Origin of the sequence: Paenibacillus sp. FSL R7-0198 (assembly GCF_038000415.1) — a bacterium.
Classification (GTDB): Bacteria; Bacillota; Bacilli; order Paenibacillales; family Paenibacillaceae; genus Paenibacillus.
On record NZ_JBBOCB010000001.1, the window covers coordinates 3,813,354 to 3,834,738 of the forward strand.

The 21,385-nt window shown below is 47.6% G+C and carries 14 protein-coding genes, 10 tRNA genes, 3 rRNA genes and 1 other RNA gene; all 28 read left to right on the plus strand.

Annotation, left to right across the window (positions count from 1 at the left end; all coding sequences use genetic code 11):
* Positions 1-221 precede the first annotated feature (221 nt).
* The 28 genes from fba to lgt all read left to right on the plus strand — a co-directional run bounded on the left by fba (position 222) and on the right by lgt (position 21,385).
* The gene (gene fba / locus MKY87_RS16455) at positions 222-1,076 is read left to right on the plus strand and encodes a class II fructose-1,6-bisphosphate aldolase (protein ID WP_076334179.1); all 855 of its coding nucleotides are present in this window, start codon (positions 222-224) and stop codon (positions 1,074-1,076) included.
* 147 nt (positions 1,077-1,223) lie between these two features.
* The gene (locus MKY87_RS16460; protein ID WP_340965414.1) at positions 1,224-2,477 is read left to right on the plus strand and encodes a UDP-N-acetylglucosamine 1-carboxyvinyltransferase; all 1,254 of its coding nucleotides are present in this window, start codon (positions 1,224-1,226) and stop codon (positions 2,475-2,477) included.
* Positions 2,478-2,942: 465 nt separating this feature from the next.
* Positions 2,943-4,268 (plus strand): transcription termination factor Rho, encoded by a 1,326-nt coding sequence (gene rho, locus MKY87_RS16465; protein WP_036607258.1) that lies wholly within the window; start codon positions 2,943-2,945, stop codon positions 4,266-4,268.
* A 97-nt stretch (positions 4,269-4,365) separates the two neighbouring features.
* Entirely contained in the window at positions 4,366-5,640 is a 1,275-nt protein-coding gene (locus tag MKY87_RS16470) for a radical SAM protein (RefSeq protein ID WP_339238988.1), read from the plus strand.
* Positions 5,641-5,743: 103 nt separating this feature from the next.
* Complete coding sequence (gene rpmE / locus MKY87_RS16475; protein WP_036607255.1) at positions 5,744-5,941, plus strand: 50S ribosomal protein L31; 198 nt, start codon at positions 5,744-5,746, stop codon at positions 5,939-5,941.
* Between the two features lie 146 nt (positions 5,942-6,087).
* Positions 6,088-6,355: signal recognition particle sRNA large type (gene ffs, locus MKY87_RS16480), an RNA gene on the plus strand.
* Positions 6,356-6,529: 174 nt separating this feature from the next.
* Positions 6,530-8,275: a DNA polymerase III subunit gamma/tau gene (gene dnaX / locus MKY87_RS16485; protein WP_340965416.1), complete on the plus strand. Its 1,746-nt coding sequence runs from the start codon at positions 6,530-6,532 to the stop codon at positions 8,273-8,275.
* Between the two features lie 41 nt (positions 8,276-8,316).
* Positions 8,317-8,628 (plus strand): YbaB/EbfC family nucleoid-associated protein, encoded by a 312-nt coding sequence (locus MKY87_RS16490; RefSeq protein ID WP_036607248.1) that lies wholly within the window; start codon positions 8,317-8,319, stop codon positions 8,626-8,628.
* 35 nt (positions 8,629-8,663) lie between these two features.
* Positions 8,664-9,263: a recombination mediator RecR gene (gene recR, locus MKY87_RS16495; protein WP_062838113.1), complete on the plus strand. Its 600-nt coding sequence runs from the start codon at positions 8,664-8,666 to the stop codon at positions 9,261-9,263.
* A 186-nt stretch (positions 9,264-9,449) separates the two neighbouring features.
* The gene (locus MKY87_RS16500) at positions 9,450-9,725 is read left to right on the plus strand and encodes a DUF2508 family protein (protein WP_340965417.1); all 276 of its coding nucleotides are present in this window, start codon (positions 9,450-9,452) and stop codon (positions 9,723-9,725) included.
* A 34-nt stretch (positions 9,726-9,759) separates the two neighbouring features.
* Positions 9,760-10,029 carry a pro-sigmaK processing inhibitor BofA family protein gene (locus tag MKY87_RS16505; RefSeq protein ID WP_340965418.1) on the plus strand — a complete coding sequence of 90 codons (270 nt, stop codon included), beginning with the start codon at positions 9,760-9,762 and terminating at the stop codon, positions 10,027-10,029.
* A gap of 347 nt (positions 10,030-10,376) precedes the next feature.
* Positions 10,377-11,929, plus strand: a 16S ribosomal RNA gene (locus MKY87_RS16510).
* A gap of 106 nt (positions 11,930-12,035) precedes the next feature.
* A 5S ribosomal RNA gene (gene rrf, locus MKY87_RS16515) occupies positions 12,036-12,152 on the plus strand.
* A gap of 36 nt (positions 12,153-12,188) precedes the next feature.
* A tRNA-Ile gene (locus MKY87_RS16520) sits at positions 12,189-12,265 on the plus strand.
* A 22-nt stretch (positions 12,266-12,287) separates the two neighbouring features.
* Positions 12,288-12,363: transfer RNA gene (locus MKY87_RS16525), tRNA-Ala, on the plus strand.
* Positions 12,364-12,566: 203 nt separating this feature from the next.
* Positions 12,567-15,495: ribosomal RNA gene (locus MKY87_RS16530) — 23S ribosomal RNA — on the plus strand.
* The 16S, 23S and 5S rRNA genes sit together here with 10 tRNA genes alongside, the layout of an rRNA operon.
* A gap of 82 nt (positions 15,496-15,577) precedes the next feature.
* Positions 15,578-15,669, plus strand: a tRNA-Ser gene (locus MKY87_RS16535).
* Between the two features lie 43 nt (positions 15,670-15,712).
* Positions 15,713-15,789: transfer RNA gene (locus MKY87_RS16540), tRNA-Met, on the plus strand.
* A gap of 9 nt (positions 15,790-15,798) precedes the next feature.
* Positions 15,799-15,874: transfer RNA gene (locus MKY87_RS16545), tRNA-Val, on the plus strand.
* Positions 15,875-15,879: 5 nt separating this feature from the next.
* Positions 15,880-15,955: transfer RNA gene (locus MKY87_RS16550), tRNA-Thr, on the plus strand.
* A 9-nt stretch (positions 15,956-15,964) separates the two neighbouring features.
* Positions 15,965-16,042: transfer RNA gene (locus tag MKY87_RS16555), tRNA-Asp, on the plus strand.
* Between the two features lie 21 nt (positions 16,043-16,063).
* Positions 16,064-16,136: transfer RNA gene (locus tag MKY87_RS16560), tRNA-Phe, on the plus strand.
* Positions 16,137-16,148: 12 nt separating this feature from the next.
* Positions 16,149-16,234 (plus strand) — tRNA-Tyr (locus MKY87_RS16565).
* Positions 16,235-16,241: 7 nt separating this feature from the next.
* Positions 16,242-16,314 (plus strand) — tRNA-Lys (locus tag MKY87_RS16570).
* Between the two features lie 143 nt (positions 16,315-16,457).
* Positions 16,458-17,651 carry a PucR family transcriptional regulator gene (locus MKY87_RS16575; RefSeq protein WP_340965419.1) on the plus strand — a complete coding sequence of 398 codons (1,194 nt, stop codon included), beginning with the start codon at positions 16,458-16,460 and terminating at the stop codon, positions 17,649-17,651.
* Positions 17,652-17,754: 103 nt separating this feature from the next.
* Positions 17,755-18,879 carry an ABC transporter ATP-binding protein gene (locus MKY87_RS16580; RefSeq protein WP_062837775.1) on the plus strand — a complete coding sequence of 375 codons (1,125 nt, stop codon included), beginning with the start codon at positions 17,755-17,757 and terminating at the stop codon, positions 18,877-18,879.
* A 420-nt stretch (positions 18,880-19,299) separates the two neighbouring features.
* Positions 19,300-20,238 (plus strand): HPr(Ser) kinase/phosphatase, encoded by a 939-nt coding sequence (hprK, locus tag MKY87_RS16585; protein WP_091011999.1) that lies wholly within the window; start codon positions 19,300-19,302, stop codon positions 20,236-20,238.
* Positions 20,239-20,359: 121 nt separating this feature from the next.
* Positions 20,360-21,385 (plus strand): prolipoprotein diacylglyceryl transferase, encoded by a 1,026-nt coding sequence (lgt, locus tag MKY87_RS16590; RefSeq protein ID WP_340965421.1) that lies wholly within the window; start codon positions 20,360-20,362, stop codon positions 21,383-21,385.

The following is a 21,385-nucleotide window of genomic DNA, read 5'->3' on the forward strand; positions in this document are numbered from 1 at the left end:
AGAAGGTACTTGGTGGGAGAATGGGGTATTTCACTCCTTCATCCGGGGAATATTGGAAATGGGGAAGTTATAAAGCGGTGTCTATGAAAACTGTGCTGCAAAGCACAGCATTTTTGCAAATGCTTGTTTAGTATTTGACATGGGATGTGGTATAATAAGCCCGTATGTGATTTCGGCTAAAAACCATAGACACAACCCAAACCCCTAGGAGGATTGAAACCATGCCATTAGTATCTATGACAGACATGTTGAACAAAGCACTTGAAGGAAAATATGCAGTTGGTCAATACAACATCAATAACCTTGAGTGGACTCAAGCGATTCTTGGTGCTGCTGAAGAAGAGAAATCCCCAGTAATCCTGGGTGTATCCGAAGGCGCAGCACGTCACATTGGTGGCTTCTACACTGTAGTTAAAATGGTAGAAGGACTCATTCACGACATGAAAATCACCGTTCCAGTTGCAATTCACCTGGACCACGGTTCAAGCTTCGACAAGTGTAAAGAAGCGATCGATGCTGGATTCACATCCGTTATGATCGACGGTTCCCACCACTCTATCGATGAGAACATCGAAATGACTAAAAAAGTTGTTGAATATGCACACGCTAAAGGCGTTTCTGTAGAAGCTGAAGTAGGTACTGTAGGCGGACAAGAAGACGACGTTATTGGCGGTATCATGTACGCTGACCTGAACGAGTGTATCCGTATCGTTAAAGAAACAGGTATCGACACATTGGCACCGGCTCTTGGTTCCGTACACGGTCCTTACCATGGCGAGCCTAACCTGGGCTTCAAAGAGATGGAAGAAGTTCGTGACGCGGTACAAGTTCCACTCGTATTGCACGGTGGTACAGGTATTCCTAAACACGACATCGACAAAGCCATTTCCCTGGGTACTTCCAAAATTAACGTAAACACAGAGAACCAAATTGCTTTCTCAAAAGTGGTTCGTGAAGTGCTTGCAGCTAAACCAGATGCTTACGATCCACGTACATTCATCGTACCAGGCCGTGATGCAATCAAAGAAACCGTTAAAGGTAAAATCCGCGAGTTTGGTTCTAACAACAAAGCGTAAATTATCTTTGCCAGTTCCATACTGTGAAATGGAAGAACACCGCCTAGCCGGTGTCTTTCCATTTTCACACCTTATTTCTACATCGGAAGCCATCAGCACGTATTGCCGTTCATCGGCTGCAAAACACGTAGGGGGACATTAAGCTTTATGGAAAAATTGATGATTAGTGGCGGACGTCCGTTACAGGGAACTGTAACTATAAGCGGCGCCAAGAACAGCGCCATTGCGCTTATTCCTGCAGCATTGCTTGCCGAGTCAGAAGTCGTGTTGGACAACCTGCCGCTTTTGAGTGATGTGGCGGTTTATGCAGAAATTTTGGAGGAACTCGGAGCATATGTGACTTGGGAAGGCAGTCAGATGAAAATTGACCCTTCTGATATCAAATCGATTCCTATGCCGAATGGTCCCGTGAAGAAGCTTCGTGCTTCGTATTACATGATGGGTGCATTGCTAGGACGTTTCAAAGAAGCAACCATAGGTTTACCAGGGGGCTGTAATTTTGAGCCTCGTCCAATTGATCAACATATCAAAGGATTTGAAGCGCTTGGCGCAACCGTAACGAACGAACATGGCTCCATTCATTTGCATGCCAAAGAGCTGCGCGGAGCAAAAATTTATCTTGATGTAAGCAGTGTCGGCGCAACCATTAATATCATGCTGGCGGCTACTCGTGCCAAAGGCTCTACAATTATCGAAAACGCGGCTAAAGAGCCTGAGATTATAGATGTAGCAACACTTCTAAATTCCATGGGTGCCAGCATTAAGGGTGCAGGTACCGAAACGATCCGTATTGAAGGGGTCTCGGAGCTTAAAGGCTGCCGTCATTCCATCATTCCGGACCGTATACAAGCGGGAACGTATATGATCGCTGCAGCAGCGACACGTGGAGATGTTCTGATTGACAATGTGATTCCCAAACATCTGGAAGCTTTAACGGCAAAGCTGTTGGAGATGGGTGTTGGCATTGAAGAATTGGATGAAAGTATACGTGTTATTGGCAAACCGAACTATAATCATGTCGACGTGAAGGCACTTGTGTATCCTGGTTTTCCGACGGATCTACAGTCACCAATGACCAGTGTTTTAACACAGGCAACCGGTGTAAGTGTCCTGAGCGACTTTGTATACAGCAATCGGTTCAAGCATGTGCCTGAATTGGTACGGATGGGCGCAAAGATTCGAGTAGAAGGACGGTCAGCGATTATTGAAGGCAGTGCATTGAACGCGGCCAAAGTAAAAGCATCCGATCTTCGCGCTGGAGCAGCGCTGGTGATTGCAGGTCTCACCGTCAGTGAGGGTGTGACTGAAGTAACTGGGGTCGAATATATCGACCGTGGTTATGATCATCTGGTGACTAACCTACGCTTGCTCGGTGCAGATGTGTGGCGGGAAACGGATTAATGGTAAGCATTATGCGTGATTCAGTCATACACATGTTTATTTTAACTGAACTGCATATCTTTTCGATGATTAGGTAAACCTGTTTTAATAGAGTTCTCAGTCTCTCCGGCATAAGACGAAATGTTACTGTTTCCTTTACCGGAGGGTCTTTTTTTGAATTAAACTTCATATGGCTGTAAGAACATCATTTTTCATCCCCAACCCCCGGTTTTGTTTGAACTGCGCTCCATAGCCGGTCTATCCGGATTGATCGCCTCAATGCATCGTTCACTCAATAGCGGATCATGCCGAATATTGGCCATCCCACCCGGAAACTTACACTCAAAGACAAGTATTTGCATTATAACGGTTACATTCCGTACAATGGACAGAAGAGATTGTGGCAGATGCTGCGCTCTATAGCCGGAACATCTAGCGAAACTATCCATTTCACACGGACTTATTAATTGAATAGGTGGTTATTATATGGATCTACAAATTTCCGATTTGGAAGAAATGAAACTAACGGACCTCTACAAACTAGCCAAAAAATATCAGATACCTTACTATGGTACGTTAAAAAAGAAAGAATTAATCTTTGCTATACTGCGCGCACAAGCCGAACAGAGCGGTCTGATGTTCATGCAAGGCGTACTCGAGATTTTACCTGAAGGTTACGGATTTCTTCGGCCGATTAACTACTTGCCAAGTACGGAAGACATCTACATCTCGGCTTCTCAGATTCGCAAGTTTGACCTAAGAACAGGCGACCTCGTATCAGGTAAATGTAGAACGCCTAAGGAAAACGAGAGATACTTCGGTTTGTTGCAAGTCAACGCTGTAAATGGTGAGAATCCATCGGCGGCTGCAGAGCGACTTCACTTCCCGGCACTAACCCCACTGTATCCGCAGAAAAAACTGGTTCTCGAAACATCCCCCAACCATTTGTCCACACGAATTATGGATGTGCTCGCCCCGGTAGGATTGGGACAGCGCGGATTGATCGTAGCACCTCCCAAAGCGGGTAAAACGCTTCTCCTCAAAGAAATTGCCAACAGCATCTCAACTAACAATCCTGAAATTGAACTGTTTGTCCTGTTGATTGATGAACGTCCAGAGGAAGTAACGGATATGTCGCGTTCGGTAAAAGGGGAAGTTGTGGCTTCGACATTTGATGAACTGCCTGAGAATCATATTAAAGTGGCGGAATTGGTACTTGAGCGTGCGCTTCGTCTCGTTGAGGCCAAAAAGGATGTTGTTATCCTGCTGGATAGCATTACGCGTCTTGCCCGTGCATATAACCTGGTTATTCCACCATCCGGTCGTACACTTAGTGGTGGTATTGATCCGGCTGCATTCCATCGTCCGAAACGTTTCTTCGGTTCTGCCCGGAATGTGGAAGAAGGCGGAAGCTTGACCATCCTGGCAACTGCATTGATTGATACCGGATCACGTATGGATGACGTCATTTATGAAGAATTTAAGGGTACGGGTAATATGGAACTTCATCTGGACCGTCGTCTGGCAGAGCGCCGCATATTCCCGGCAATCGACATTCGTCGTTCCGGCACACGCCGTGAAGAAGTGTTGCTCAGCAAGGAAGAGTTGGATACAATCTGGGCAATTCGTAAAAACATGAATGATTCCCATGACTTTGTCGAAGGATTCCTGAAGAAACTTCGTAACAGCAAGACAAATGCAGAGTTTTTGGCGGCATTTGATTCGGCTGGTAATAGCCCGACAAGCAATTCCGGGACAACGACCACCCGTCGCTCACCTAGACAGACAGCTACGTCAGGTACTTCGACGTAAGTGTCGTTCGACTAATCACTTTCTTTTTGCAGCACTGCTGTGAATGTTACAATACACTCGTCGTTAGGTTTAACCCATTAGATGTGAGGAGAACATCATGTATTTAGTATACGCAGATGAAAAAGGTAATGTATTTGATCATCCTTCCCTGTACGGGCTTGCCCGCAGTGGAGATATGATCGTGGAGATTATGGAAGACGAACTTATCCCTTTGCCAGAGGGCGCAACGTTGGTTGGACTCCCGAGCACCCGGCCCATTGGTATGGACCCGGACACCGGTGAGATGCTGCCAATGCCAACGGACACACAGGCTGTAGGTGCTTTGCTTCCGCAAGGATTTACTCGTTTGTGCCTCCCGGGATATGTGAAGACGGATAAGGAGTATAAGTTGCCGTTGTTCGGTTATTCCGCAGTAGTATGGAAAGATGGTGGTTTCTATGTCACCGCTTCGAAGTCGGATAGTCCTGACAAATGGAATCCGCTCAACTGTGACCGTGACGATGTGCGTTCCGGGGTTAAACGATTGACAGAGCAATACCCCGAGAACCGTCTCTATACCCATCTATCCAACTGTGCGCTTGGATATGAATGTCTGACTTCATCGAACACGTTCCTGAACCGTTGGGAAGGTGGAGTACCAGTATCCTATTCTTGCAATGCAGGTTGTTTCGGGTGTATCTCCGAGCAACCGGATGATAGCGGCTTTGTTTCCCCGCAGACACGTATGAACTTCCGACCACGTGTGGATGAGATTGTGGAGGTTATGCTGGAACACCTGAAGACGCCGGAGTCCATCATTAGCTTTGGACAAGGTTGTGAAGGGGAGCCTTCTACGCAGGCTAAGCTGATTATTGAAGCGATTCGCGAAGTACGTTCTGTAACGGACATGGGGTATATCAACATTAATACCAATGCCGGTCTGAACGATCATATTAGAGGTATTGTAGATGCTGGATTGGATCTGATGCGCGTAAGTACAATTAGCGCACTGGATGACCACTATAACGCCTACTATAAACCGCGTGGTTATACCTTAGCCAATGTTGAAAAGTCGATGAAATACGCGGCGCAGCAGGGTGTATACACCTCGATTAACTATTTGATCTTCCCGGGTGTAACGGATCGTGAAGAAGAGATTGAGGCGATGATTGAGTTTGCGAGAAGAACCGATCTACGCTTGATTCAGATGCGTAACCTCAATATTGATCCGGAGAGTTATCTGGAATTAATTCCTCCTGCTCAAGGCGATATCTTGGGCATGAAGCAGATGATTGAGATCTTTGAAGACGAGTTGCCTGATGTTGTGATCGGATCGTATACCCATGTTCCACCAGCTGGAATGGCACGTCCAAAACGGTTGATTACCTCTTAACAATAATGGATTGCAACAGGGCACAAGGCCGTGTTATAATCTCAGAGTTGTGCCATTTACTCTGGGTCCGCTTGAGGCTCAGGGCGGAAAGAGGTGAAAGGTAATGAAAGAAGCAATTCATCCTAATTACACGATTGGTCAAGTATCTTGCGCTTGCGGGAATACTTTTGAGACAGGTTCGGTTAAAGACGGACTTCGTGTAGAGATTTGCTCCGCGTGCCACCCGTTCTTCACAGGTAAACAGAAGTTTATCGATGCTGGCGGCCGTGTTGATCGTTTCAAGAAGAAATACGGAATCTAATAGGACAATTCTTGGAGTTGTCTGCTAATTGCATCCAACACACCCCTGCTGATCTGGCAGGGGTTTTTATATGTTATATGTAAGCATAGTTGCTTCCGCTTTCCTCTGGTTGCAATTTGGATGACCTTACGTTATACTATTTCTTACCGTGCTAGATGGGGAGGTAGCGGTGCCCTGTAACTCGCAATCCGCTATAGCGAGGTTGAATTCCTGCTAGAGGTTTTGTCGATGTGAGGTTTGGTCCCTGAACGTGGTGTTGACGGTTGGGTCCTCCGCAATGAGTACTCATGAACCTGGTCAGGTCCGGAAGGAAGCAGCCATAAGTGAGATCACTCTTGTGCCGGAGGGTTGCCTAGCCCGAGCTATTGTTCAGGGGTGCCACTTGGATCGCGAATATCGATAGCAGGTGCACGGCTTACCATTTAAATGTAGAGACCTTTGCAGTTGTATGTATGCAGAGGTCTTTTTGATATGTCTTAAAAAACCACGCATGAATGAGTCAGATAAAGTTTGGATTCACCCTGGAATATAGTATAATGGGGGAACGACAAAGGACTCGAATGCGAAGTGGAAGGAAGGTAACGCATCATGGAGCATATCGCGTTATACCGGGCTTGGCGTCCCCAGTCGTTTCAAGATATGGTGGGGCAACAGCATATTATTCAGACCTTGCAGAACGCGATTCGTGAACAGCGGACTTCCCATGCCTACTTGTTTAGCGGGCCCAGAGGAACGGGGAAGACAAGTGCCGCCAAGATTTTGGCCAAAGCTGTGAACTGCGAACGTGGGCCTGCGCCTGAACCTTGTAACGAGTGTGAAGCTTGCCGCAGGATTACGACTGGCGCTGTGATGGATGTACAGGAGATTGACGCTGCATCCAATCGGGGCGTTGAAGAAATCCGTGATCTTCGGGAAAAGGTTAAATATGCGCCAACCGAAGTCCGGCAGAAAGTCTATATTATTGATGAAGTGCACATGCTGACGACAGAGGCATTCAATGCTTTGCTCAAAACATTGGAAGAGCCACCTCCACATGTGATGTTTATTTTGGCAACAACAGAACCGCACCGCCTTCCGGCTACCATTATATCGCGCTGTCAGCGATTTGATTTTCGCCGGGTTTCCCTGGAAGAGCAGACAGCAAGACTTACCCTGATCTGTGAACAGGAAGGCATGGAAGCGGACCAGGATGCGCTCCAATACATTGCCCGTTTATCAGACGGTGGAATGAGGGATGCACTTAGTGTGCTGGATCAGATCTCTTCATTTACGGATGGGCGAGTAACGTATCAGCAGGTCATGGACATGACGGGGGGAATTGCTTCAGAGCAATTTGCCAAACTGGCTGCTTCGCTGCTCAAGGGTGATGTTGGTCATATTCTGCAGATGATCGAAGGTTTCATGCATGAAGGAAAGAGTGCAGACAAGTGCATGGAGAATTTGCTGTATTATTTCCGTGATTTGCTTATGATTAAGATGGTGCCTGATGCAGATAAACTGACGGACCGGGTACTTAATCCGGAATCTTTCCGTGATATGGCGGAGTCATTCACCAGGGAACAACTGTTCCACATGATTGATACCCTTAATCGGTACCAGAGTGAAATGAAGTATGCAGTACAGCCACAGACATTATTTGAAGTTGCATTGCTTAAACTGTGTAGTATTCCAGCTCAAGGCGAGGCTTCTGTTCAGGTGGGAACTTCAGCTCATGCAGCACCTGCTGATGGGGGAGAGATCAACCGCTTGAAGCAGCAACTTGCTGAGTTGGAGAAGAAGTTGGATCGTGCACTAAAAAGTGGGTTGTCTGGTGGAGAAGGTGCATCGAGCGCTCCATCGCGTCCGGCAACACGAGCTCCTGTATCGAGAGGCAACTCGCCTGCGAAGCTTCCTGCACAGTTGGATCAGTATGTTGCGCGCAAGGGAGCCCCTGAGTTCGCAGAGATCAGCAAAAAATGGAGTCAGATCCTGCAACGGGTGAAGGAAGAGAGGGTTACCGTTCACGCATGGTTCGTGGATGGTGAGCCGGTATCATTGCTTGAAGACAATGTGTTGGTTGCTTTTAAAAACAACATTCACCGTGAAACAACGGAGAAGCAGGCTAATCGTGAAGTTATTGAGCGGGTGTTGTCCGAACAGCTTGGGCGTCCTGCGCGATTGGTGACGATGATGCTCAAAGATTGGACCGGAGCAACGGAGGGAGCTTCTGAAACGCCAAAGGAGGACTTTAAGCTTGAACCTGAGCATGAAGACGGCGGTTCAAGCAACAAGCAGCCATGGATTGATGAAGCCATCCAGCTCTTTGGTGAGGACCTTGTAGTGATCAAAGAATAATGCGCATAGCGCGATAACCATAACGAAGGAGATGAACAATTATGAACAACATGAACCAAATGATGAAACAAGTGAAGAAAATGCAGGAGCAAATGCTGAAAGCACAAGAGGAATTGGCGGACAAAACAGTCCAAGGTACATCCGGTGGCGGTGTAGTGACGGCTGAAGTTAACGGACACAAGAAATTGCTTGCTATCACGATCAAACCTGAAGCGGTAGATCCGGAAGATGTTGAAATGTTGCAGGATCTCGTTATGACAGCTGTTAATGATGCAATGGCCAAAGCCGATGAGATTGCCAACAAGGATATGGGCAAGTTCACAGGCGGCATGAATATTCCGGGATTATTTTAATTAAAAATTGATCCTGTCAAAGGAGACACAATCGATTGTATTATCCCGAACCAATAGCCAAGCTGATTGATGCCTTCACCCGATTGCCGGGTGTGGGTCCCAAGACGGCAGCGCGTTTAGCTTTTCATGTGCTTAACATGAAGGAAGATGACGTTATTGATTTTGCCAAAGCACTCGTAAGTGTGAAGCGTAATCTTCATTACTGTTCTGTATGTTGTAATATTACCGATACGGACCCGTGTCGCATCTGTCAGGATAAGTCCAGGGATGTCTCTGTAATCTGTGTAGTTCAGGATTCGAAAGATCTGGTGGCCATGGAGCGCACCAAGGAATTCGATGGATACTATCATGTGTTACAGGGTGCGATCTCACCTATGGAGGGAATCGGACCAGACGATATTCGTTTGAAGGAACTCCTGATTCGATTAAGTGATGAACGTATTAAAGAGATCATCTTGGCGACAAACCCCAATATTGAGGGCGAGGCTACAGCGATGTACATCTCCCGCTTGGTACGTCCGTTTGAGATCAGTGTGACCCGGATTGCGCATGGATTGCCTGTAGGTGGCGATCTTGAGTATGCGGATGAAGTGACCCTTTCCAAAGCGTTAGAAGGGCGCAGGGAGATGCGTTAGTGTTTTCGTTTTGTATTATGCAATGCACCTCCTTGGAAACTTCGAATGCTAAATAAGTTTCGATGTGCAAAGAGAGCCCTTGGGCTCTCTTTTTTTTTGTGGAGAAAATGAATGCTCGAGTTCTAAGTTTGTCCTTTCCCTGATAAGTATGAGAATATGCTGTGCTGATCAGGAGGAGGAGAGATTATGTTTTTGTGGCGAAATACACGGAACTCAATAGAGAAACACAACAGAGTGTTGAAGGAGCTTGAGGAGGAACAGATCTATGCAGATATTCAGATGGCTAAGCAGGAATGGGAACGGGCTATGAGACAGTTTGAAGATGCACAGGGGCAGGATGAAATTGATTATGCCATTTATGTATTGGAGGCAGCTGAGCGGAAGTACCAGATTCATTTGAGGAGAGCAAAGCGAGCCAGAGCTAATGATGATGTTGCATCACAGCGAGGGATGAGTATGTAGAGCCGGGTTTACATTAAACATGGAGGTGTACCATATGAAGAGTATTATACTGGGGAGTGTATTGGTTGTATCGTTACTGGGACTTATCCTGGTTTTATTCAGAAAGCGGTTAGGGTTATCGGTTTTCACGTCATTCGGAATTCATCTGGTGCTTGCTGCAGTTGGGATATACATCGTGAATTATTCCGGCTGGATTATAGGAACCTACATCCCACTGAACCCTGCAACGATAGGGACTGTAGCTGTTTTGGGATTGCCAGGTGTGGGGCTATTATTGGGGTTGAAAATTTCTTTGTTTGGATAGTTGACTCACAGGATATTTATATGGTACATTATATCTCGTTGCTTTGCTTGCTTGGTTAGATGCTTAGATGAAATGCAGAAGTTCATTACGAGCTTCGAAAAAGAATTTCAAAAAAACACTTGACCAAAACAAACGAAGTATGATATATTATAAAAGTCGCCGCTGAGAGAAAATGGCGGCAAAAAAACAAGTTTGATCTTTGAAAACTGAACAACGAGTGAGTAAACATTCTGCTTGCAGAATGAACGCAAAAGTTTGAAACAAGCCTTGGCTTGGATCGACTGGAGCACAAATGAGATTTTTAATCTCGTCAGATTCAAAATGAGCTTATCGCTCTTTTCAATACTTTATTGGAGAGTTTGATCCTGGCTCAGGACGAACGCTGGCGGCATGCCTAATACATGCAAGTCGAGCGGACTTGAAGAGAAGCTTGCTTCTCTGATGGTTAGCGGCGGACGGGTGAGTAACACGTAGGCAACCTGCCCTCAAGTTTGGGACAACTACCGGAAACGGTAGCTAATACCGAATAGTTGTTTTCTTCGCCTGAAGGAAACTGGAAAGACGGAGCAATCTGTCACTTGGGGATGGGCCTGCGGCGCATTAGCTAGTTGGTGGGGTAACGGCTCACCAAGGCGACGATGCGTAGCCGACCTGAGAGGGTGATCGGCCACACTGGGACTGAGACACGGCCCAGACTCCTACGGGAGGCAGCAGTAGGGAATCTTCCGCAATGGGCGAAAGCCTGACGGAGCAATGCCGCGTGAGTGATGAAGGTTTTCGGATCGTAAAGCTCTGTTGCCAGGGAAGAACGCTTGGGAGAGTAACTGCTCTCAAGGTGACGGTACCTGAGAAGAAAGCCCCGGCTAACTACGTGCCAGCAGCCGCGGTAATACGTAGGGGGCAAGCGTTGTCCGGAATTATTGGGCGTAAAGCGCGCGCAGGCGGTCATTTAAGTCTGGTGTTTAATCCCGGGGCTCAACCCCGGATCGCACTGGAAACTGGGTGACTTGAGTGCAGAAGAGGAGAGTGGAATTCCACGTGTAGCGGTGAAATGCGTAGATATGTGGAGGAACACCAGTGGCGAAGGCGACTCTCTGGGCTGTAACTGACGCTGAGGCGCGAAAGCGTGGGGAGCAAACAGGATTAGATACCCTGGTAGTCCACGCCGTAAACGATGAGTGCTAGGTGTTAGGGGTTTCGATACCCTTGGTGCCGAAGTTAACACATTAAGCACTCCGCCTGGGGAGTACGGTCGCAAGACTGAAACTCAAAGGAATTGACGGGGACCCGCACAAGCAGTGGAGTATGTGGTTTAATTCGAAGCAACGCGAAGAACCTTACCAGGTCTTGACATCCCTCTGATCGGTACAGAGATGTATCTTTCCTTCGGGACAGAGGAGACAGGTGGTGCATGGTTGTCGTCAGCTCGTGTCGTGAGATGTTGGGTTAAGTCCCGCAACGAGCGCAACCCTTATATTTAGTTGCCAGCATTTCGGATGGGCACTCTAGATAGACTGCCGGTGACAAACCGGAGGAAGGTGGGGATGACGTCAAATCATCATGCCCCTTATGACCTGGGCTACACACGTACTACAATGGCCGGTACAACGGGCTGCGAAATCGCGAGATGGAGCCAATCCCAACAAAGCCGGTCTCAGTTCGGATTGCAGGCTGCAACTCGCCTGCATGAAGTCGGAATTGCTAGTAATCGCGGATCAGCATGCCGCGGTGAATACGTTCCCGGGTCTTGTACACACCGCCCGTCACACCACGAGAGTTTATAACACCCGAAGTCGGTGGGGTAACCGCAAGGAGCCAGCCGCCGAAGGTGGGATAGATGATTGGGGTGAAGTCGTAACAAGGTAGCCGTATCGGAAGGTGCGGCTGGATCACCTCCTTTCTATGGAGAATCGTTTCCTGTAACGGAAACATTCAAATACAAAATCTAGCCAGGTCGGCTAGTTACTCACTCGTTGCTCAGTTTTGAGAGCTCAAACTCTCAAACGTTTGGTGGCGATAGCGAAGGGGTTCCACACGTTCCCATCCCGAACACGACCGTTAAGCCCTTCAGCGTCAATGGTACTTGGACCGCAGGGTCCTGGGAGAGTAGAACGCCGCCAAGCGTAACCCGTTTTGGGTTCAAAAAGTATATATAATGTGGGCCCTTAGCTCAGTTGGTTAGAGCGCACCTCTGATAAGGGTGAGGCCGGTGGTTCGAGTCCACCAGGGCCCACCATCTATACCTTTAAATTTCATATGGGGCCATAGCTCAGCTGGGAGAGCGCCTGCCTTGCAAGCAGGAGGTCAGCGGTTCGATCCCGCTTGGCTCCACCAAAAATGATTTACAAGTTTGTTCTTTGAAAACTAGATATCGAAACGAAACAAACGCGAATTAGAACATTCCTTTTTAGCTGAACTTGTGTTAAACAAGTTTCAATAAAAACGGTAGATTGCACGTACGATGGTATCGAATGGGAGCGACTTTTGGCTTTGCGTAAGCAAAACAAGGGAAGCAAGCAGTCGAAACCGGAGCACGAGGTTAAGCTACTAAGAGCACACGGAGGATGCCTAGGCGCTAGGAGCCGATGAAGGACGTGGCGAACAACGAAACTGCCTCGGGGAGCTGTAAGCAAGCTTTGATCCGGGGGTGTCCGAATGGGGAAACCCAGCTGGGGTAATTTCCAGTTACTCATAACTGAATACATAGGTTATGTAGAGGCATACCAGGGGAACTGAAACATCTAAGTACCCTGAGGAAGAGAAAACAATAGTGATTCCGTCAGTAGCGGCGAGCGAACGCGGAGAAGCCCAAACCAGAGAGCTTGCTCTTTGGGGTTGTGGGACGTCTCACATGGAGTTACAAAGGAACCGGTTAAGCGAAGAGGTCTGGAAAGGCCCGCCAAAGAAGGTAAAAGCCCTGTAATTGAAAGTTGGTTCCCTCCGAGACGGATCCCGAGTAGTGCGGGGCACGTGAAACCCCGTATGAATCCGGCAGGACCATCTGCCAAGGCTAAATACTTCCTAGCGACCGATAGTGAAGCAGTACCGTGAGGGAAAGGTGAAAAGCACCCCGGAAGGGGAGTGAAATAGAACCTGAAACCGTGTGCTTACAAAAAGTCAGAGCCCGTTTTAGGGGTGATGGCGTGCCTTTTGTAGAATGAACCGGCGAGTTACGTTCCCGTGCAAGGTTAAGGTGAAGAGCCGGAGCCGCAGCGAAAGCGAGTCTGAATAGGGCGACATAGTACGTGGACGTAGACCCGAAACCGGGTGATCTACCCCTGTCCAGGGTGAAGGTGCGGTAACACGCACTGGAGGCCCGAACCCACGCACGTTGAAAAGTGCGGGGATGAGGTGGGGGTAGCGGAGAAATTCCAATCGAACTCGGAGATAGCTGGTTCTCCCCGAAATAGCTTTAGGGCTAGCCTCGGAAAACAGAGTCGTGGAGGTAGAGCACTGATTGGGTGCGGGGCCCGCAAGGGTTACCAAGCTCAGTCAAACTCCGAATGCCATAGACTTACTTCCGGGAGTCAGACAGTGAGTGCTAAGATCCATTGTCAAAAGGGAAACAGCCCAGACCATCAGCTAAGGTCCCCAAGTGTGTGTTAAGTGGGAAAGGATGTGGAGTTGCACAGACAACCAGGATGTTGGCTTAGAAGCAGCCACCATTGAAAGAGTGCGTAATAGCTCACTGGTCGAGTGACTCTGCGCCGAAAATGTAACGGGGCTAAACACACCACCGAAGCTATGGCTTGATGCTTTGCATCAGGGGTAGGGGAGCGTTGTATAAGGGTTGAAGGTGTACCGTAAGGAGCGCTGGACATTATACAAGTGAGAATGCCGGTATGAGTAACGAAAAGATCAGTGAGAATCTGATCCGCCGAAAGCCTAAGGGTTCCTGAGGAAGGCTCGTCCGCTCAGGGTAAGTCGGGACCTAAGGCGAGGCCGAAAGGCGTAGTCGAAGGACAACAGGTCGAAATTCCTGTACCACCGTAAGCCGTTATGAGCAATGGGGGGACGCAGTAGGGTAGTGACGCGGACTGATGGATGTCCGTCTAAGCAGTGAGGCTGATGTGTAGGCAAATCCGCACATCATTAAGGCTGAGCTGTGATGGGGAGCGAAAATTGTAGTAGCGAAGGTCATGATCTCACACTGCCAAGAAAAGCCTCTAGCCAGGTGAAGGTGCCCGTACCGCAAACCGACACAGGTAGGCGAGAAGAGTATTCTAAGGCGCGCGGAAGAACTCTCGTTAAGGAACTCGGCAAAATGACCCCGTAACTTCGGGAGAAGGGGTGCCCCGGTAGTGTGAATAGCACGAGGGGGCCGCAGTGAAAAGGCCCAAGCGACTGTTTAGCAAAAACACAGGTCTGTGCGAAGCCGTAAGGCGAAGTATACGGGCTGACGCCTGCCCGGTGCTGGAAGGTTAAGGGGAGTGGTTAGGGAGTAATCCCGAAGCTGTGAACCGAAGCCCCAGTAAACGGCGGCCGTAACTATAACGGTCCTAAGGTAGCGAAATTCCTTGTCAGGTAAATTCTGACCCGCACGAATGGCGTAACGACTTGGGCGCTGTCTCAACGAGAGATCCGGTGAAATTTTAATACCTGTGAAGATGCAGGTTACCCGCGACAAGACGGAAAGACCCCATGGAGCTTTACTGCAGCTTGATATTGAATTTGGGTACGATCTGTACAGGATAGGTGGGAGCCTAAGAGACATGAGCGCCAGCTTGTGTGGAGGCAACGTTGGGATACCACCCTGATCGTATCTAGGTTCTAACCTGGTACCGTAATCCGGTGCGGGGACAGTGTCAGGTGGGCAGTTTGACTGGGGCGGTCGCCTCCTAAAGAGTAACGGAGGCGCCCAAAGGTTCCCTCAGAATGGTTGGAAATCATTCGAAGAGTGCAAAGGCATAAGGGAGCTTGACTGCGAGACCTACAAGTCGAGCAGGGACGAAAGTCGGGCTTAGTGATCCGGTGGTACCGCATGGAAGGGCCATCGCTCAACGGATAAAAGCTACCCTGGGGATAACAGGCTTATCTCCCCCAAGAGTCCACATCGACGGGGAGGTTTGGCACCTCGATGTCGGCTCATCGCATCCTGGGGCTGAAGTAGGTCCCAAGGGTTGGGCTGTTCGCCCATTAAAGCGGTACGCGAGCTGGGTTCAGAACGTCGTGAGACAGTTCGGTCCCTATCTGTCGTGGGCGTAGGAAATTTGAGAGGAGCTGTCCTTAGTACGAGAGGACCGGGATGGACGTACCGCTGGTGTACCAGTTGTTCCGCCAGGAGCACCGCTGGGTAGCTATGTACGGACGGGATAAACGCTGAAAGCATCTAAGCGTGAAGCCCCCCTCAAGATGAGATTTCCCAGTATGTAAGACCCCTTGAAGACGACGAGGTAGATAGGCTGGGGGTGGAAGTGCAGCAATGCATGGAGCTGACCAGTACTAATCGGTCGAGGGCTTATCCAATTGCAAGTGATAGTTCGCACACTTTCGTTTCGAATCTAGTTTTCAGGGAGCAATCCTTGAATGATGTTGAAGATTGTTATTTGGAGAGATACCCAAGTGGCTATAAGGGGACCCTCTGCTAAGGGGTTAGACTGCGTAAGCGGTGCGAGGGTTCGAATCCCTCTCTCTCCGCCATCTTTACCTTAAGATGGACAAGCAATCGAGACACAATTAATATGGCGGTGTAGCTCAGCTGGCTAGAGCGTACGGTTCATACCCGTAAGGTCGGGGGTTCGATCCCCTCCGCCGCTACCATATTACCCAGGAGGCTTAGCTCAGCTGGGAGAGCATCTGCCTTACAAGCAGAGGGTCGGGGGTTCGATCCCCTCAGCCTCCACCATATACGCCGGTGTAGCTCAACTGGTAGAGCAACTGACTTGTAATCAGTAGGTTGGGGGTTCAAGTCCTCTCGCCGGCACCATTAATGCCTGGAACCGTGGTGTAGTTGGCCTAACATGCCTGCCTGTCACGCAGGAGATCGCGGGTTCGAATCCCGTCGGTTCCGCCATTAATCCTAAAAATTAAATATGGCTCGGTAGCTCAGTCGGTAGAGCAGAGGACTGAAAATCCTCGTGTCGGCGGTTCGATTCCGTCCCGAGCCACCTTTAATCCCTGGAGGATTAGCGAAGTGGCCAAACGCATCAGACTGTAAATCTGCTCCCGTACGGGTTCGGTGGTTCGAATCCATCATCCTCCACCAGTTTTATGAGTCATTAGCTCAGTTGGTAGAGCACCTGACTTTTAATCAGGGTGTCGAAGGTTCGAGCCCTTCATGACTCATCTTTAAAAAAAGAGTGATTAATCATTAATTTGATTAGTCGCTCTTTTTTGTTATGTAATTATAACGGATTATGGATATTTATTAATGCTGCGCAAGATATGATAAACTAATAGAAAACATGCAGAGTGGTGACGTTCATTATATGAAGTTCATACCTGATCTAAAACAGCAAATTGAAGTCATTATAGGCACAACTTTGGACGAATATGAAATTACAATAGAAGAGTGGACGCAATCCGTTGCGAATCTGGTAGGTCTTCATGAAAATTCAGAGACCTTTGGTAATGAAGGCGATAGTCAGGGGTTATCTGAACAATCTACATCTCCAAGCTTATCCGATGTGATCAGTTTGAATACGGGAGAGCGTATATTTTTTAAGGTTCGGATGAATGAGATAGATGAGACCGTTGTATGTTGGGGATGCGCTGCAAGATCTATCACTGTGGAGAGACGGAGATTTATTGAGCTTTTGATCCGTTCCAACACAGGATTACCCGATGAGACACAGCCTGTTGTATATGAGAATGACAGGGAGCAGTATTTGACTGAATTGGGTCTCTGGCTTAGAGAGCAGATCGAAGAACCAACCAAGCAGGAATCTGAAGCGGTTCCTGATCGCTTTGTGGTACCTGCAGATTTGAATACTGAGAAAATTCTGTTCTTGCTGCAAGGAGATACGCCGGATGCACATCGTTTACGATCCAAGGAACTCAACAAGTTGCTTGAGAGTTATTTTGGCGAGGAGATTGTATTGATTCCCTTAGGGGAGCAAGAGTGGGTTTTCATGGGTGATAAAGAAATTGTTACAGAAGAAGCTGAAGAAGATACAACGGAAGCCAAAAAGGATTCACTGAACGCTTTTTGTCTTGGGTTACATGAACTGGTTGCCAGTGAGTGGGCTGGGGTGTTCCATCTGTCTGCATCCCTGCCATGCATACCCGCACAACAACTAGTAGCAGTCACGGCTCTTCTTAAAGAAAGTGTTCACTTGGGGAGAGCATTCCATGTTACGCAACATATTCATCTCCCATGGGATCTGCATCTGGAACGATTGGTAGCGAGTATTCCAGATGCACAACGGATACGGTTTATACAGGAAACAGGCAAAGACACGTTACTCTTCAATGACAGTGAGACTCTTGCTACGCTGGAGACCTTTTTTAGCCTGGACTGTAATGTGAGCGAGACAGCCAAACGGCTTTTCATTCATCGTAATACGTTGGTTTATCGTCTGGACAAGATCAAACAAGAGATTGGTTACGATGTAAGGCACTTCGAAAGTGCTGTTCTAGTGCAGTTTTTGCTGCTTATGTACAAAGTGACGAAAAAGCATTGATATTTTTGTGCAGTTTGCGAATAGTCAAACCTCATGCAGATAGGGTAATATAAAAATACAAATTGTATTCGATTACAAAATGATCTCTGAGGAGGCAACAATCATGGCTGGAGTACGTTTAGAGCATATTTTCAAAAAATACCCGGGTTCTGATAAAGCAACTGTAGTTGACATTAACCTGGACATTAAAGATAAAGAATTTCTGGTATTGGTAGGCCCGTCCGGTTGTGGTAAATCAACAACACTGCGTATGATCGCAGGCCTTGAGGAAATTTCTGAAGGTAAACTCTATATCGGTGACCGTGTCGTTAATGATGTTGCACCTAAAGACCGCGATATCGCGATGGTATTCCAATCCTATGCCTTGTATCCGCATATGAGCGTATATCAAAACATGGCGTTTGGTTTGAAATTGCGTAAGGTTAAAAAAGACGAGATCGACAAACGTGTACGTGAAGCAGCTAAAATCCTGGATATTGAACATTTGCTTGAGCGTAAACCTAAGGCATTGTCCGGTGGTCAACGTCAGCGTGTCGCTCTAGGACGTGCGATTGTCCGTGACCCACAAGTCTTCTTGATGGATGAGCCTCTCTCCAACTTGGATGCTAAACTTCGTGGTCAGATGCGTGCGGAAATCACTAAACTGGCTAAACGTTTGGAAACAACAGTTATCTACGTAACGCATGACCAAATCGAAGCAATGACGATGGGTGACCGGATCGTAGTTATGAAGGATGGTATCATCCAACAAGCAGCTTCTCCGGAAGAGTTGTATAACCTGCCGGCTAACCTGTTCGTAGCTGGTTTCATCGGTTCCCCGACAATGAACTTTATCTCGGGTAAACTGGCTGAGCAAGGTGCTAACCTGCACTTCGTAGCTCCAGGCGTGGACGTTGAAATCCCGCAAGGTAAAGCACAAGTGTTGAAATCTAGAGGATACATTGGCAAAGAAGTCATTCTGGGTGTTCGTCCAGAAGACATTCACGAAGAGCCAGTATTCCTGGAAGCATCCCCGAACTCTGTATTCTCTACTCACGTAGATGTAACAGAGAACCTGGGTCACGAAATGCTCCTCTACTTGAGCGGTGTAGGTAACGATACAACAATCGCACGTGTAGATGGACGTTCTAACACTCGTGATGGTTCCACAGTTAAAATGGCCATCGACATGAACAAAGTTCATATCTTTGACAAAGAGACTGAAGTGAACGTACTTCTTCAAGACTAATATTACTGGGATTCCTCGGTGACGATGGAATCTGACAGTTAACGCAATTATACATTGTAATGAGAGCCCCTTCCGTTATTGCTGGAAGGGGCTTTTTTAAAATTAATGAATTCTATAATATTCAGCGTGGCTAGGATTCATAATTACCAGATAGACAACCGCTAAACCATCCATGTAGTATTCCCGATGGGTGCTCGATCAGAAGACTTTTCTTACGAATGGTTGTCGGAGGCTGCGATTGCATTCATCCCTGAATTCATTTAAGATTATTTGAAGGTCTGTCTTCATATATTTGAGAGAACCGACTGTTGGAAGGGTATGCATTTTGTACCCCATGTTGTGAATGCGCTAATAATGGAAAGAACTGATACACGATCTGAATTACATAGAGGTACAGCGAATGCTGAAAGGAAGAGACAAATGGCGAAAAAAGTGAAAGTATCCGAATTGGTACAGCAGTTTCAGTTGGAGGTTGTTTCTGGATCTCACGGATTGAAAAGAGTCATTACGGTAGATGATCTGAACCGTCCTGGTCTGGAAATGGCCGGTTATTTTGAATATCATCCTCAAGAACGCGTTCAGTTGCTTGGAAGAACGGAACTTGCCTTTTTTGCAATGTTACCCGAGCAAGAGCGACGTGATCGCATGCAACGTCTTTGTACGGAAGAGACCCCGTGTATCGTTGTAACGCGCGGACTTGAAGTCCCGCAAGAGCTGATTGATATCAGTGAAGAACGGGATCTGGCTGTACTGCGCAGTAATATGGCAACAACGATTCTGTCCAGCCGGATCACCGGATTTTTGGAGGGCAAATTAGCACCAACAGCAACCATTCACGGTGTACTTTGTGATGTCTATGGCGTAGGTATGCTGATCACAGGTAGTAGCGGTATTGGTAAGAGTGAAACAGCACTTGAACTGGTTAAACGTGGACACCGACTGATTGCCGATGATGCGGTAGAGATCCGCCAAACGTCAGATTTTCAGCTCCACGGTACTGCACCTGAATTGATCCGCCACTTGCTCGAAATTCGAGGTGTCGGTATTATCAACGTCATGACATTGTTCGGAGCCGGTGCCGTTAGGAATAACAAACGGATTACCCTGGTTGTACGTCTGGAAGCATGGCAGCAGGATAAACAATACGATCGTCTGGGTCTGGATGAAGAGACTACACGTATCATTGATACAGATGTGCCTCTCGTTACGATTCCTGTTCGTCCGGGACGGAACTTGGCGGTTATTATTGAAGTAGCCGGTATGAACTATCGTCTGAAACAGATGGGTCTTAATGCTGCACTGCAATTTACGAACAAGCTGACAGCAACCATCTCGGAAGATATGGAAGACATGGATTAAGAAATATTTGATATAAGGAAATGAAGATAAATGGTTGACATGTTCTGCTTCTCTGAAGGCGCAGGGCATGCCAACCATTCGTCATGCGTGCGATTGATCGAATAAATAGGAGTGTGAATGAATGGATACATTATTACTGTTGAACCCGATTGCGTTCTCTATTGGAGCGCTAAAGGTTCACTGGTACGGGCTTATTCTTGGTGCCGCGGCACTTATAGGACTTCTGCTCGTGATCCGGGAGGGCAAACGCTACAACATTCCCCAGGAAGTGTTCATGGACATGGTCCTGCTGGGCGTGCCTTCTGCCATCATTGGTGCCCGCATCTACTATGTTGCATTTAAGTGGGAAGATTATAAGGATAATTTCTGGGATGTCTTTAAAATATGGAATGGTGGTATTGCCATCTATGGTGCCCTTATTGGTGCAATCATCTGTGCTGTTATTTTCTTCCGTCGTAAAGGGTATAACTTCTGGCGTATGGCCGATATCTGTGCGCCTGGGCTGATTGTTGGACAGATGATCGGACGTTGGGGGAACTTTGTGAATCAGGAAGCCTACGGCGGTCCTGTGGAAGAATCATTTTTGAGAGACAAGCTTCATCTGCCGGACTTTATTGTGAATCAAATGAACGTAGATAGCGTATTCCATCATCCTGCGTTTTTGTATGAATCGATGTGGAGCCTCGTTGGCCTGATCTTGCTGCTGGTTCTGCGTCGTCAGAAGTTCCTGCGTTCAGGTGAACTGTTCATGTCTTATTTCATCTGGTATTCTATCGGTCGCTTTTTCATTGAAGCTTTGCGTACGGACAGTCTTGGCTTCCAGGCTCCGCAATGGGTTGCTTCATTAGTAAACGGGCTGTGGTCTCCAATGACTGCAATGGGCTTTGAACAAGGCTATCTTGATCCTGCCTATGGTAACGTAAGAATCTCGCAACTGCTCGCTATTGGCATCATTATTGTTGCTGTTGTATTCATTGTGGTGAGAAGAGTGACAGGTAAGGCAGATGTTCGTTATAGTGATCCGATTGTATCGTCCAAAGTTACCTCAGATGATATGGAACATACGGGAACAGTTGTTGGCAAAGAGAGCAAGGTAACACCTCCAGCCAAAGATGATCCGAAGCAAGTTGATGATAAAAAGGAGTAA

Bases quoted from the DNA above. Each gene is read 5' to 3' on its own strand.
- MKY87_RS16460 (WP_340965414.1), top strand. From the start codon at position 1,224: ATGGAAAAATTGATGATTAGTGGCGGACGTCCGTTACAGGGAACTGTA.
- MKY87_RS16490 (WP_036607248.1), top strand. From the start codon at position 8,317: ATGAACAACATGAACCAAATGATGAAACAAGTGAAGAAAATGCAGGAG.
- fba (WP_076334179.1), top strand. From the start codon at position 222: ATGCCATTAGTATCTATGACAGACATGTTGAACAAAGCACTTGAAGGA.
- MKY87_RS16580 (WP_062837775.1), top strand. From the start codon at position 17,755: ATGGCTGGAGTACGTTTAGAGCATATTTTCAAAAAATACCCGGGTTCT.
- MKY87_RS16470 (WP_339238988.1), top strand. From the start codon at position 4,366: ATGTATTTAGTATACGCAGATGAAAAAGGTAATGTATTTGATCATCCT.
- hprK (WP_091011999.1), top strand. From the start codon at position 19,300: ATGGCGAAAAAAGTGAAAGTATCCGAATTGGTACAGCAGTTTCAGTTG.
- dnaX (WP_340965416.1), top strand. From the start codon at position 6,530: ATGGAGCATATCGCGTTATACCGGGCTTGGCGTCCCCAGTCGTTTCAA.
- rpmE (WP_036607255.1), top strand. From the start codon at position 5,744: ATGAAAGAAGCAATTCATCCTAATTACACGATTGGTCAAGTATCTTGC.
- rho (WP_036607258.1), top strand. From the start codon at position 2,943: ATGGATCTACAAATTTCCGATTTGGAAGAAATGAAACTAACGGACCTC.
- MKY87_RS16500 (WP_340965417.1), top strand. From the start codon at position 9,450: ATGTTTTTGTGGCGAAATACACGGAACTCAATAGAGAAACACAACAGA.
- lgt (WP_340965421.1), top strand. From the start codon at position 20,360: ATGGATACATTATTACTGTTGAACCCGATTGCGTTCTCTATTGGAGCG.
- MKY87_RS16505 (WP_340965418.1), top strand. From the start codon at position 9,760: ATGAAGAGTATTATACTGGGGAGTGTATTGGTTGTATCGTTACTGGGA.
- MKY87_RS16575 (WP_340965419.1), top strand. From the start codon at position 16,458: ATGAAGTTCATACCTGATCTAAAACAGCAAATTGAAGTCATTATAGGC.